The organism is Aquibium sp. A9E412 (assembly GCF_030398335.1).
Lineage (GTDB): Bacteria > Pseudomonadota > Alphaproteobacteria > Rhizobiales > Rhizobiaceae > A9E412.
Window position 1 is genome coordinate 1 of record NZ_JAOAOP010000088.1, and the last position, 12,117, is coordinate 12,117.

Genomic DNA, 12,117 nt, shown 5'->3' on the forward strand with positions numbered 1-12,117 from the left:
CCGGCGGCCGCCGCTCCACAATCCAGCCTGACGGGGGCTCGGCTTGCGTGGCTATCTGATATTCGAACTCGAGATCACCGATCCGCGGGCATGGGAGGAGTACCGGCGGGTCGCCGGCCCGATCATGCAGCAGGGCGGCGGCACCTTCGTCCTCAACAGCCAGCGCATCGAGCCGCTCGAGGGCGGCTGGGCTCCGGCCTCGATCTCGGTGGTCGCGTTTCCCAGCTACGCGGCCGCGCACGCCTTCTATCACTCCGACGCCTACCAGGCCACGATCGCGCTCAGGCAGCGCGCCGCGCGCGGTCGCGGCATCCTGGTCGGCAGCACGCCGCCGCAGACCGACGCACAATGAAAGCCGACGCTCAAGACAACATCATCGAGGCGCGTGCGCTGACCAAGCGCTTCCACGGCTTCGCCGCCGTCAACGACGTCGACCTGTCGGTGCGCCGCCACTCCGTGCACGCGCTGATCGGGCCGAACGGCGCCGGCAAGACGACGATGTTCAACCTGATCACCAAGTTCCTGTCGCCGACCGCCGGCACGATCGTCTTCAACGGCGAGGACATCACGCCGGAGGATCCGGCGGAGGTGGCCCGCCGCGGCATCGTGCGCTCCTTCCAGATCTCGGCGATCTATCCGCGCATGACGGTGGCCGACAACGTGCGCATCGCGCTGCAGCGGCCGCTCGGCACCGCGTTCCATTTCTGGAAGTCGGTGCGCACCCTCGACGTGCTCGACGCGCGCATCGACGCGCTGCTCGAGGCCGTCGGGCTGCTCGGCCACCGCGACCAGCCGGCCGGCGGCCTGCCCTACGGGCGCAAGCGGGCGCTCGAGTTCGCCACCACGCTGGCGCTGGAGCCCGAGCTGATGCTGCTCGACGAGCCGACCTCCGGCCTCGGCCACGAGGACGTCGACCGCATCGCCGAGCTGATCGGCACGGTGTCGGCCAACCGCACCATCCTGATGGTCGAGCACAACCTGTCCGTCGTCGCCCGGCTTGCCGACACCATCACCGTTCTGGCGCGCGGCCAGGTGCTGGCCGAGGGGCCGTATGCGGAGATCTCGCAGAACCCCGAGGTGGTGGACGCCTATATCGGAGGCTCCGATGACTGAGGCCGCCGACCTTGCGGTCGCCGGGCTGAGCGCCTGGTACGGCGACAGCCAGGCGCTGCACGGCATGGACTTCGCGGTGCGCCGCGGCGAGGTCGTCACCCTGCTCGGCCGCAACGGCGCCGGCAAGACCACCACCCTGCGCAGCATCATGGGCCTGCTCAGGCGCAAGTCGGGCCATGTCCGCTTCGCCGGCGAGGAGCTGCTCGGGCGGCTGCCGGAATACATCGCCCGCAAGGGCATCGCCTACTGCCCCGAGGAGCGCGGCATCTTTTCCAGCCTGAGCGTGGAGGAGAACCTCGACCTGCCGCCGGTGGTGGCGCCCGGCGGCATGTCGCACGCCGACATCTACGCGCTGTTTCCCAACCTCGCCGAGCGCCGCCGCAGCCAGGGCACCAAGCTGTCCGGCGGCGAGCAGCAGATGCTGGCGATCGCCCGCATCCTGCGCACCGGCGCCACGCTGCTCCTGCTCGACGAGCCGACCGAGGGGCTCGCGCCGGTGATCGTCAAGCAGATCGGCCAGGTGATCGGCCAGCTCAAGGCGCGCGGCCTGACCGTGCTTCTGGTCGAGCAGAACTTCCGCTTCGCCGCGAAGCTGGCCGACCGCCACTACGTGGTCGAGCACGGCCGCATCGTCGACACCATAGCCGCCGCCGACGTCGCCGCGTCGATGTCGCGGATCGAGAACTACCTGAAGGTGTAGGTCCGGATGTTCGAGCTCATCGGCATATCGCCCGTCCTGCTGTTCGGCCAGGTCCTGATCGGGCTGATCAACGGCGTGTTCTACGCCATGATGAGCCTCGGCGTGGCGATCATCTTCGGCATGCTCAGGATCGGCAACTTCGTGCACGGCGCGCAGTACATGCTGGGCGCCTTCGGCGCCTGGTACCTGCTGCATCTGCCCGACCTGTTCCCCGGCCTCGGCCTGCCCTCGCTCGGCTACTGGTGGGCGCTCGTGCTGGTGCCGCTCGGCGTCGGCCTGATCGGCGCGCTGATGGAACGGCTGTTCATCCGCAAGGTCTACGACCTCGAGCACGCCTACGGCCTGCTCCTGACGGTCGGCCTGGCGATGGTCATCGAGGGCATCTTCAACGTCTTCTACGGGGCGGCCGGCCAGCAGTACGGCGTGCCGGATTCGCTGCGCGGCGGCGTCAATCTCGGCTTCATGTTCATGCCGCTCTACCGCATCTGGGTGATCGTCGCCGGCCTCGTCGTCTGCGCGGCGACCTGGTACGTCATCGAGCGCACCAAGCTCGGCGCCTATCTGCGCGCGGCGACGGAGAACCCCGACCTGGTGCGCGCCTTCGGCATCAACGTGCCGCGCATGCTGATGCTGACCTATGCCTTCGGCGTCGGGCTGGCCGGGCTTGCCGGCGTCATGGCCGCGCCGATCTACCAGGTCAGTCCGCAGATGGGCCAGTCGATCATCATCACCATCTTCGCCGTCGTGGTGATCGGCGGCATGGGCTCGATCTTCGGCGCCATCGTCACCGGCCTGATGCTGGGCGTCGTCGAGGGGCTGACCAAGGCGTTCTACCCGCAGGGCGCGACGACGGTGATCTTCATCATCATGGCGATCGTGCTGGTGTTCCGTCCGGCCGGCCTGTTCGGCAAGGAGACCAGCGCGCACCAGCCCTCCGACATCGCCGCCGCGCGGCCCGAATCGATCCTCGAGAACGGCCGGCTGTGGCTCGCCGTCTTCGCCGTCGGCGGCTCGCTGCTGCCGTTCCTGGTCTACCCCGTCTTCGCCATGAAGATGCTGTGCCTGGCGCTGTTCGCCAGCGCCTACAATTTGGTGTTCGGCTATGTCGGGCTGCTCGCCTTCGGCCATGCCGCCTTCTACGGCTCGTCGGCCTATGTCGCCGCGCACACCGCCTCGGCCTTCGGCTTCCCGACCGAGCTGGCGATCCTGTCGGGCGTGGCGGTCGCCACCGCGCTCGGCGGGCTGTTCGGCTGGCTGGCGATCCGCCGTCAGGGCCTCTACTTCGCGATGATCACGCTGGCGCTGGCGCAGATCGTCTATTTCTACGCCGTCCAGGCGTCGTGGACCAACGGCGAGGACGGCATCCAGTCGGTGCCGCGCGGCCATCTGTTCGGCATCGTCGACCTCGACCAGCCGCTCAACATGTACTTCTTCGTGCTGGCGATCTTCCTGGCCGGCTTCGCCGCGATCTACCGCATCGTGCGCTCGCCCTTCGGCCAGGTGCTCAAGTCGATCCGCGAGAACGAGCCGCGCACCACCTCGCTCGGCTACTCGACCGACCGCTTCAAGCTGCTCGCCTTCACGCTGTCGGCCGGCCTGGCGGGGCTGGCCGGCGGCACCAAGGCGATCGTCTTCCAGATCGCCTCGCTCACCGACCTCTACTTCATGACCTCGGCCGACGCGCTGCTGATGACGCTGATCGGCGGCGTGGGAACGCTGCTCGGGCCGGTCGTCGGCGCCGTCGTGGTCGTCACCATGCAGAAGGAGCTGGCGACGCTCGGAAGCTGGGTGATCGTCGTGCAGGGGGCGGCCTTCGTGCTGTTCGTCCTGTTCCTGCGCAAGGGCATCGTCGGCACGCTGGAGGACGCGCTGGCCAGGCGCGCCGAGCGCCGCCGCCGGCCGGCCGATGCGCCGACCGCCGCGCCCGTCGCCGGCGACGAGGTCGCCGCCGGGAAGCCGCGCTGATGGGGCGGCCGCTGGCGGTGGTGGTCGGCGCCGGGCCCGGCCTCGGCCTCGCCCTGATCCGCCGCTTCGCGCGCGGCGGCATGGCGGTCGGCTTCCTCGCCCGGCGCGCCGAGGCGGTGGCCGGCTACCAGGCCGCGCTCGATGCCGAGGGGCTCGACACGCGCGGCTTCGTCGCCGACGCCGGCGATGCGCCGGCCGTCGGCCGCGTCTTCGCCGAGCTGCGGCGCAGCCACGGCGAGCCGGACGTGCTGATCTACAACGCGGCGATCGTCGAGCCGTCGCGCTTCGTCACCCCGTCGGGCATCGCCGAGGCGCGCTACGGCGCCGCCCCGGGCTGGCAGGCGCGCGGCGCGCCGATCGATGCCGAGGCGCTGGTCGACGGCTTCCGCACCAACGTCGCCGGCGCGCTGCACGCCGCCCAGCAGGTGGCGCCGGGCATGATTGCGCGCGGCCGCGGCACGATCCTGCTGACCGGCGGCGTGCTCGCCTTCGGGCCGTGGATCGAATGGGGCGCGGTGTCGCTCGGCAAGGCGGCGCTGCGCAGTCTCGGCCATTCGATGTTCAAGGAGCTGGCGCCGCACGGCGTCCAGGTGGCGACCGTCGCCATCCACGGCACCATGGCGAAGGGAACGGCCTACGACCACGACCGCGTCGCCGAGGCCTACTGGCAGGTGCACATGCGCCCGCCCGCCCGGTGGGAGCCCGACGTCCACTTCAAGCCCGGCGCCGACGACGGCGGCGACCCCGACGCCTGAACGCCGCGCCGGCCGCCGCCCGGTCTCCCGCCGGGCAGGGGGCTGCTACTTGCGGTAGCGGTCGAGGCCGCCCTCGCGAAGCGCGGCGACCAGGTCGCGCTTGCGGATCTTGGCCGCCTCGACCGGCATCTCGTCGACAAACTCGACGCGGCGCGGCGCCTTGTAGGCCGCCAGGTGCTGGCGGCACCAGGCGCGGATGGCGGCCTCGTCGGCGGTCGCGCCGGGGGTGCGCACGATCACCGCGACCGGGATCTCGCCCTTGTGCTCGTCCGGCGCGCCGACCACCGCGCACATGGCCACCTCCGGGTGGCCGTAGAGCACGCTTTCCACCTCGAGCGGGTAGATGTTGTGGCCGCCGGTGAAGATGACGTCCTTCTTGCGGTCGACGATGAACAGGAACCCGTCCTCGTCGACATAGCCGAGATCGCCCGACCGCCAGCCGAGCGGCGTGAAGACGGCGGCCGTCGCCTCGGCGTCGTGGTCGTAGCCCTGCGCCACGCAGTCGCCGCCGATGATGACCTCGCCGACCGTGCCGCGCGGCAGCTCGTTCAGCGCCTCGTCGACGATGCGGATGCGCGAGGCGCCGACCGGCAGGCCGGTCGAGCCGGCCTTGCGGATGCCGGCCGTCGGCTCCATCACGTTCTGTCCGCAGGTCTCGGTGGCGCCGTAGACCTGCGCCACCGTGACGCCGGACAGCGCCTCGAAGCGGCGGATGACGGGCTGCGGCACGGGCGAGCCGCCGGTCGTGCAGATGCGCAGCGACGACAGGTCGTGCCGCGCCGGGTCGTGCTCGTTGACCATGTAGGCGTACATGGTCGGCGTGCCGCCGAAATAGGTCGCACGGTGGCGGCCGATGTCGGCCAGCACCTTCTGGGTGTCCCAGCGCTCGTGCAGCACGATGGTGCCGCCGGTGTAGAGGCACAGGTTCAGCGTCACCGTCAGGCCGAAATTGGTGAACAGCGGCACCGCGCACAGATAGACCTCCTCGCCGAAGCGCGAGCGGTGCGCCACCATCATGTCGCGCAGCGTCGAGGCGACGGCGAAGTGCGACTGCGCGGTGCCCTTGGGCGTGCCGGTCGTGCCGGAGGTGAAGAACAGGCAGGCGGTGTCGGAATGCGCGCAGTCGACGTCGGCGAAGCCGTCGGAGGCCTCCGCCATCAGCCGGTCGAGGTCGGCGCCGCCGGCGTCCCCGCCGCCGGCGACGAGGCAGTGGGCGAGGGCGGCGAACTCGCCGCGGATCTCGGCGAAATAGGCGAAGGTCGTCGCGTCGGCGATCAGCGCCTTCATCTCGGTGCGCGCGACGATTCTGCGCAGCTCGGCATGGCGCAGCATGGCGCTGACCGGCGCGGGCACGGCGCCGAGCCGCTGGCAGGCCCAGAAGCCGACCGCCATCAGCGGCGTGGAGGGCAGATAGAGCCCGACCCGGTCGCCCTTGCCGACGCCGTGCGCGGCGAGCACGTTGGCGAGCCGCGCGGTGCGCTCGGCGAAGGCGCGGTAGGTCAGCGTCTCGGCGTCGGTGACGATGAAATCGCGATCGGGGATGAGCCTCAGATTGCGGGCGAGCATCTGGCTCAGCGTTTCCATCGCTTTCCTCCTGGCCGGTCGACGGGTGGCCGCATGAACCGCCGGCAGGCGGTCGGCGTCATCGTCTGAAGAGACTAGCGCAAGTGCGCCGCGCGCGCCGCGGGGTCGCAGGAACCGGCCGGCCCGCCGTCACGAGATCAGTATGCCGCTGTCGACCGGCAGCTTCTGCCCGGTGGTGCGCCGCGATTCCTCGCAGGCCAGAAACAGCGCCGCGTTGGCGACGTCCGCCGGCTCGGCGAAGCCGAGCAGATAGGCCTCCTCCTGCCGCTTCAGATGCGGCTCCCGCTCGAAGAAGGCGCGCACGCGGTCGGTCAGCACCGCGCCCGGCACGATGACGTTGACGCGGATGCCGTCGCCGGCGAACTCGACGGCCATCGAGCGGGTCAGCGCGATCACGCCGCCCTTGGCCGCGGTGTAGGCGTCGCGGTTCGGCACGCCCATCTCGCCGACGATCGAGGCGCTGTTGACGATCGAGCCGCCGCCCGTCCTCTGCATCAGCGGAATGGCGGCGCGGCTCGAAAGCCAGGTGCCGAAGAGGTCGAGCTTGATGCAGCGCCAGAACTCCTCGAGCGGCGCCGTGGTCAGCGGCCCGTCGCGGTCGGTCGAGCCGCCGGCATTGTTGAACAGCACGTCGAGACGGCCGAAGCGCGCCTCGACGGCGGCGAACGTAGCGGCGACGCTGTCGGGCTCCGTCACGTCGGTCTCGACGAACAGGGCGCGGCCGCCCGCCCGGCGGATCGTCTCGGCGACGGCCTCGCCGCGTTCGGCACTGCGCGCGGCGAGCACCACCGCCGCGCCCTCGCGCGCGAAGAGCCGCGCCGTCTCCGCGCCGATGCCGCCGCTGGCGCCGGTGACGACGGCGACCTTGTCCTGCAACCGTGCCATGTCCGCTCCCGGTTCGCCCCGCCGCCTCGTCGCACGGTCGCGGGCCTGGCGCGTCGTCCGGATGGATTAGCGCGTTGCCAGGCGACGTGGAAACCGGTTCGCCGTTCGCAAACGCGTCAGAGCAAAGGCTTGGAGCCGATCTGCGATTGCGCGAAAAGCAGGTCGGCGTGAGCGCCGCGGGCCTCGCCCGTCCGCCATCTCAGCCGGGCTCCGCGCCGGCCTCCGCCCTCAGCTTGTCGAGCAGTGCTGCCGCGCTCTCGTGTTGCAGCGCGTAGAAGCGGTCGAGCTTGGCCAGCCGGGCGCGCACCTGCGGCCGCTCGATGGTGGCCTGCGCCTCCGCGACCACGGCACGCGCGCTCTCCAGCCGGCGCGCCACGCCCTCGATCAGCGCGGGATAGGCGTTGTCGGGCACGACGAAGAAGTCCTGCCGCTGGCCGGACACGCTGCGCCGCTCGATGATGTTGAGCAGCTCCAGCGTGCGGGTGTTGGTGCTCAGGCTCCCCTTGGAGATGCCGAGCGTCGCCGTCAGCTCCGAGGAGGAGAGCGGCCCTTCGGCGAGGATCAGCGTCGCCCAGATCCGGCCGGCCGTGCGCGTCAGGCCGTGCGCCTGGGTCTGCTGGCCCATGCGCTCCACGAAGCGGCGCTCGTTTGCCGACAGCGCACCGCCGGAAAAGCCCGCAGCGCCGCCCGTCGCCTCGTCGGAAAGTGCCCGTCGATCGCCCATTGCCTGCTCCCTGTTGGCCGGTCCGTTTCCCTCGTCCCGAACGCATGGCTGGGCGGGTCGTTGCCGGCAGGTGATGTCTGTTTAGTTTGTTTTGAACGAAAAGAACAGATTGAACGTGATGGCGGTTCGTGTATATCACCCCGGCCGCATCGGCGTGCGCGGACCGGGACCGGCCGGCGCCGGCACAGGAAGGGACCGACCATGATTCTGCGTTTCGTCATCGCCATCGTCCTGCTTGCCCTGGTCGGCGGCGGGCTGGTCGGTTTCAACGTCTTCCGCGACCAGATGATCGCCCAGTTCTTCGAGAACATGCCGGTCGAGCCGCTGCCGGTCAGCGTCGTCGAGGCCGAGGCCAACGCCTGGCAGCCGACGCTGCAGACGATCGGCACCGTCAACGCCTCGCGCGGCGTCGACCTGACGGTCGAGGCGGCCGGCATCGTCAAGCGGATCGGCTTCGAATCGAACGAGAAGGTGGAGGAGGGCCAGGTGCTGCTGCAGCTCGACGACGAGGTGCAGCGCGCCGACCTGGAGGCCGCCCGCACCAAGCTCGAGCTCGACGAGCTGGCGCTCGAGCGCAACCGCGAGCTGCGCGAGCGCGGCGTCGGCACCAGCGCCTCGCTGGAGACCGCGCAGGCCGCCGCGCAGTCCTCGCGCGCGCAGTTCGAGCGTGCCAGCGCCGTCGTCGAGCAGCGCCAGGTGCGCGCGCCGTTCTCCGGCACGATCGGCCTGCCGCGCGTCGACCTCGGTGCCTATGTCGCGCCGGGCACCACCGTCACCACGCTGCAGGACATCGACACCATGCGCGTCGACTTCAGCGTCTCCGAGCAGCAGCTGCCGGACGTCTTCATCGGCCAGGCCCTGCATGTGCGCGCCGCCGGCGTCGATGCCGTGTTCGACGGCGAGATCGTCGGCATCGATCCGCGCGTCGATCCGGCGAGCCGCATGGCCGACGTGCGCGGCCTGATCGGCAATGCCGGCGGCCGGCTGACGCCGGGCCAGTTCGTGCGCATCGAGATCGACCTGGAGCGCGAGGACGACGTCATCGCGCTGCCCGAAACGACGGTGATCTCGAGCCTTTACGGCGACTACGTCTATCGCGTGCAGCCGCGCGAGGACGATCCCGAAACGCTCGAGGTGCGCCAGGTGTTCGTCGAGACCGGCCGCCGTTCGGACGAGCTGATCGAGCTGCGCTCGGGCGTCGCGCCGGGCGACCGCATCGTCGCCACCGGTCAGAACCGGCTGAGCAACGGCGCGCCGGTGACCGTCAAGCAGACCGCTCCGGAGACCGCAGCGCGATGAGCCCCTCCGACGTCTTCATCAAGCGGCCGGTCCTGTCGACCGTCCTCGGGCTGATGATCCTGCTGCTCGGCCTGATGGCGGCGGTCCAGCTCCAGGTGCGCCAGTACCCGGAGGTCGACGAGACGGTGGTCACGGTCACCACCGTCTATCCCGGCGCCTCGGCCGAGCTGATCCAGGGCTTCGTCACCTCGCCGCTCGCCGCCGCGGTCGCCACGGTGGAGAACGTCGACTACGTGACCACCCAGTCGCGGCCGTCGGCCTCGGTCGTCACCGTGCGCATGCGGCTCGGCTCGAACCCCGACGTGGCGCTGACCGACGTGATGTCGAAGGTGCAGGGCGTGCGCGCGCAGCTCCCGCCCGATGCCGAGGACCCCAGCATCGTCAAGGGGACCGGCATGACCTTCGCCACCATGTATCTCGGCATGCAGAACCCGAACATGTCGGCCGAGCAGCTCACCGAGTATGTCGAGCGCGTGATCCGGCCGCGCATGTCGACCATTCCCGGCGTCGCCGAGGCGCAGGTCATGGGCGCGGCGAACTATGCCATGCGCGTGTGGATCGATCCGGTGCGGCTCGCCGGCCAGGGCCTGACGGCGGCCGAGGTGCTGGCCGCCATCAACAGCGCCAACTTCCTGTCGGCGCCGGGCAAGACCAAGGGCGAGAACGTCGCCTACCCGATCACCCTGCAGTCGACCCTGCAGACGCCGGAGGCGTTCGGTCGCCTGGCGATCGCCGGCACCGGCGACGCGGTGGTGCGGCTGCACGACGTGGCGCGCGTCGAGCTGGCCGCCGAATCGACCGACACCGTCGTCGAGTTCAATGGCGAGCCGGGCACCTTCATCGGCATCTTCCCGACGCCGTCGGCCAATCCGCTCGACACAGCGGCGGCGGTGCGCGCCGAGCTGCCGGCCATCCAGGCCAGCCTGCCCGACGGCATGACGCTGACGCTGATGTACGACGCCACCGAGCAGATCGCCGCCTCGATCGAGGAGGTGCTGATGACGATCGGCGAGGCGACGCTGATCGTCACCGTCATCATCCTGCTGTTCCTCGGCTCGTTCCGCTCGGTGCTGATGCCGCTGGTCGCCATCCCGCTGTCGCTGGTCGGCGTCCTGTTCGTGCTCCTGCTGATGGGCTACTCGATCAACCTGTTGACGCTGCTCGCCATGGTGCTGGCGATCGGCCTGGTGGTCGACGACGCGATCATCGTGGTGGAGAACATCCAGCGCCACGTCGACGACGGCATGTCGCGCATGCAGGCCGCCTTCGTGTCGATGAAGGAGCTGTTCACCTCGATCATCGCCATGATGCTGACGCTGATCGCGGTGTTCCTGCCGCTGTTCTTCACCGGCGGGCTGACCGGCGCGCTGTTCCGCGAGTTCGCCGTCACGCTGGCCGGCGCGGTCTTCCTGTCGGGCGTGGTGGCGCTGACGATCTCGCCGATGATGGCCGCGCGCGTCCTGCGCAAGGGCGGCCACACGCGCTTCCAGGATCTGCTTGACCGCGGCTTCCGTCGCTTCGAGGGCTGGTATGCGCGCCGGCTTACCGGCTCGCTGAGCTACCGGCCGGTCACGCTGCTCGTCGTCGTCGTGTTGTCCGGCGTCACCGGCTTCCTGTTCCTCAACACCTCGAGCGAGCTGGCGCCGGAGGAGGATTCGGGCGCGCTGTTCGCCATCATGAACGCGCCGTCCTACGCGACGACGGAATACACCCAGCGCTACGCCGAGGAGATGCGCGCGCTGACCCGCGACCTGCCAGAGCTGGAGACCAACTTCTCGGTCGTCGGCTCCGGCGGGCAGACCAATTCCGGCTTCGTGCTGTGGGCCTTCGACGACTGGGCCGAGCGCGAGCGCTCGCAGGCCGAGATCCAGCAGGACCTGCAGGCGCGCATCGCTCCGGTCGACGGCGTGCAGGCCTTCGTCTTCGCGCCGCCGAGCCTGCCCGGCGCCGGCGGCGGCCTGCCGGTCTCGCTGGTCATCCAGTCGACCAGCGGTCCCGACCGCGTCTTCGAGCTCGCCGAGCGCATCAAGACCGAGGCGCAGGAGTCGGGCCGCTTCATCGTCGTTCAGAATTCGCTCGCCTACAACACGACCGAGGTGATCGTCGAGATCGACCGCGACCGCGCCGCCGCGCTCAACCTGGCGCCGAGCCAGATCGGCACCACCCTCGGGCTGCTCGTCGGCGGCGGGGCGATCGCCCAGTTCGACCGCGATTCCAAGAGCTACGACGTCATCATGCAGGTGCCGCAGGCGTATCGCGACAATCCCGAGCGGCTCGGCGAGTTCTTCATCCGCGCTTCGACCGGCGACATGGTGCCGCTGTCGGCGGTGATCGACGTGCGCACCGACGTGACGGCGGCGGCCATCGAGCAGTTCAACCAGCTCAACTCGGCCACCATCACCGCGCTGCCGATCCCCGGCGTGTCGACCGGCGACGGGCTGGCCGTCATCGAGGAGATCGCCCGCGCCGCGCTGCCGGACGGCTTCTTCATCGACTATGCCGACCAGTCGCGGCTGGAGAAGACCGAGGGCAACACCGTCGCCATCGCGTTCGCGCTCGCCATCGTCGTCATCTTCCTGGTGCTCGCCGCCCAGTTCGAGAGCTTCCGCGATCCCTTCATCATCCTGATGTCGGTGCCGCTGTCGATCTTCGGCGTCATCGTGCCGCTCAATCTCGGCCTCGGCACGCTCAACATCTACACCCAGGTGGGCATGATCACGCTGATCGGCCTGATCACCAAGCACGGCATCCTGCTCGTCGAGTTCGCCAACCAGCAGCGCCGCAACGGCGGGCTCGACAAGGTCCAGGCGATCGTCGAATCGGCGCGGCTGCGGCTGCGGCCGATCCTGATGACCACGGCCGCGACCGCGCTCGGCGTCGTGCCGCTGCTCATCGCCGACGGTGCCGGCGCGGCGGCGCGCTTCGCCATGGGCCTGGTGATCTTCTCCGGCATCACGGTCGGCACGCTGTTCACGCTGTTCGTCGTGCCGATGTTCTACACCGTGATCGCGCCGCGCGAGGCGCCCGCGCCGCCGCGCGAGCCCGAGGCCGTGCCGGCCGGGGCGGCCGGCGGCACGCCGCCGGCGGAGTAG

Annotated in this window: 10 protein-coding genes and 1 pseudogene; 8 read left to right on the top strand and 3 right to left on the bottom strand. The window is 70.3% G+C overall.

Translation table 11 applies throughout. From position 1 onward, the window contains the following. The first annotated feature begins 43 nt into the window (after positions 1 to 43). The 6 genes and pseudogenes from N1F89_RS19080 to N1F89_RS19105 all read left to right on the top strand — a co-directional run bounded on the left by N1F89_RS19080 (position 44) and on the right by N1F89_RS19105 (position 4,533). Complete coding sequence (locus N1F89_RS19080; protein WP_290086022.1) at positions 44 to 352, top strand: DUF1330 domain-containing protein; 309 nt, start codon at positions 44 to 46, stop codon at positions 350 to 352. Continuing rightward, entirely contained in the window at positions 349 to 1,113 is a 765-nt protein-coding gene (locus N1F89_RS19085; RefSeq protein ID WP_290086023.1) for an ABC transporter ATP-binding protein, read from the top strand. The genes N1F89_RS19080 and N1F89_RS19085 overlap by 4 nt, the downstream gene beginning before the upstream one ends. Beyond that, positions 1,106 to 1,813, top strand: coding sequence for an ABC transporter ATP-binding protein (locus N1F89_RS19090; protein ID WP_290086024.1), 708 nt, complete (start codon positions 1,106 to 1,108; stop codon positions 1,811 to 1,813). The genes N1F89_RS19085 and N1F89_RS19090 overlap by 8 nt, the downstream gene beginning before the upstream one ends. A gap of 6 nt (positions 1,814 to 1,819) precedes the next feature. Then, positions 1,820 to 2,728, top strand: a pseudogene (locus tag N1F89_RS19095) (branched-chain amino acid ABC transporter permease); the annotation flags it as partial. A gap of 138 nt (positions 2,729 to 2,866) precedes the next feature. Next, on the top strand, positions 2,867 to 3,778 hold the full coding sequence (locus N1F89_RS19100; RefSeq protein ID WP_290086032.1) for a branched-chain amino acid ABC transporter permease: 912 nt from the start codon (positions 2,867 to 2,869) through the stop codon (positions 3,776 to 3,778). Further along, on the top strand, positions 3,778 to 4,533 hold the full coding sequence (locus N1F89_RS19105) for an SDR family NAD(P)-dependent oxidoreductase (RefSeq protein ID WP_290086025.1): 756 nt from the start codon (positions 3,778 to 3,780) through the stop codon (positions 4,531 to 4,533). The genes N1F89_RS19100 and N1F89_RS19105 overlap by 1 nt, the downstream gene beginning before the upstream one ends. A gap of 45 nt (positions 4,534 to 4,578) precedes the next feature. On the opposite strand, the gene N1F89_RS19110 is transcribed toward N1F89_RS19105, so the two are convergent. The 3 genes from N1F89_RS19110 to N1F89_RS19120 form a co-directional block, all read right to left on the bottom strand. Further along, the gene (locus N1F89_RS19110) at positions 4,579 to 6,117 is read right to left on the bottom strand and encodes an AMP-binding protein (RefSeq protein ID WP_290086027.1); all 1,539 of its coding nucleotides are present in this window, start codon (positions 6,115 to 6,117) and stop codon (positions 4,579 to 4,581) included. Positions 6,118 to 6,246: 129 nt separating this feature from the next. After that, positions 6,247 to 7,002, bottom strand: coding sequence for an SDR family NAD(P)-dependent oxidoreductase (locus tag N1F89_RS19115; protein WP_290086028.1), 756 nt, complete (start codon positions 7,000 to 7,002; stop codon positions 6,247 to 6,249). 199 nt (positions 7,003 to 7,201) lie between these two features. Beyond that, positions 7,202 to 7,726 (bottom strand): MarR family transcriptional regulator, encoded by a 525-nt coding sequence (locus N1F89_RS19120; RefSeq protein ID WP_290086029.1) that lies wholly within the window; start codon positions 7,724 to 7,726, stop codon positions 7,202 to 7,204. A gap of 201 nt (positions 7,727 to 7,927) precedes the next feature. Here N1F89_RS19120 and N1F89_RS19125 point away from each other — a divergent pair, with 201 nt between their 5' ends. Next, entirely contained in the window at positions 7,928 to 9,025 is a 1,098-nt protein-coding gene (locus N1F89_RS19125; RefSeq protein ID WP_290086030.1) for an efflux RND transporter periplasmic adaptor subunit, read from the top strand. Beyond that, positions 9,022 to 12,117: an efflux RND transporter permease subunit gene (locus N1F89_RS19130; RefSeq protein ID WP_290086031.1), complete on the top strand. Its 3,096-nt coding sequence runs from the start codon at positions 9,022 to 9,024 to the stop codon at positions 12,115 to 12,117. The genes N1F89_RS19125 and N1F89_RS19130 overlap by 4 nt, the downstream gene beginning before the upstream one ends.

Coding starts and splice junctions, on each gene's coding strand:
- N1F89_RS19125 (WP_290086030.1), top strand. CDS start 7,928: ATGATTCTGCGTTTCGTCATCGCCATCGTCCTGCTTGCCCTGGTCGGC.
- N1F89_RS19100 (WP_290086032.1), top strand. CDS start 2,867: ATGCTGTGCCTGGCGCTGTTCGCCAGCGCCTACAATTTGGTGTTCGGC.
- N1F89_RS19085 (WP_290086023.1), top strand. CDS start 349: ATGAAAGCCGACGCTCAAGACAACATCATCGAGGCGCGTGCGCTGACC.
- N1F89_RS19130 (WP_290086031.1), top strand. CDS start 9,022: ATGAGCCCCTCCGACGTCTTCATCAAGCGGCCGGTCCTGTCGACCGTC.
- N1F89_RS19115 (WP_290086028.1), bottom strand. CDS start 7,002: ATGGCACGGTTGCAGGACAAGGTCGCCGTCGTCACCGGCGCCAGCGGC.
- N1F89_RS19120 (WP_290086029.1), bottom strand. CDS start 7,726: ATGGGCGATCGACGGGCACTTTCCGACGAGGCGACGGGCGGCGCTGCG.
- N1F89_RS19090 (WP_290086024.1), top strand. CDS start 1,106: ATGACTGAGGCCGCCGACCTTGCGGTCGCCGGGCTGAGCGCCTGGTAC.
- N1F89_RS19105 (WP_290086025.1), top strand. CDS start 3,778: ATGGGGCGGCCGCTGGCGGTGGTGGTCGGCGCCGGGCCCGGCCTCGGC.
- N1F89_RS19110 (WP_290086027.1), bottom strand. CDS start 6,117: ATGGAAACGCTGAGCCAGATGCTCGCCCGCAATCTGAGGCTCATCCCC.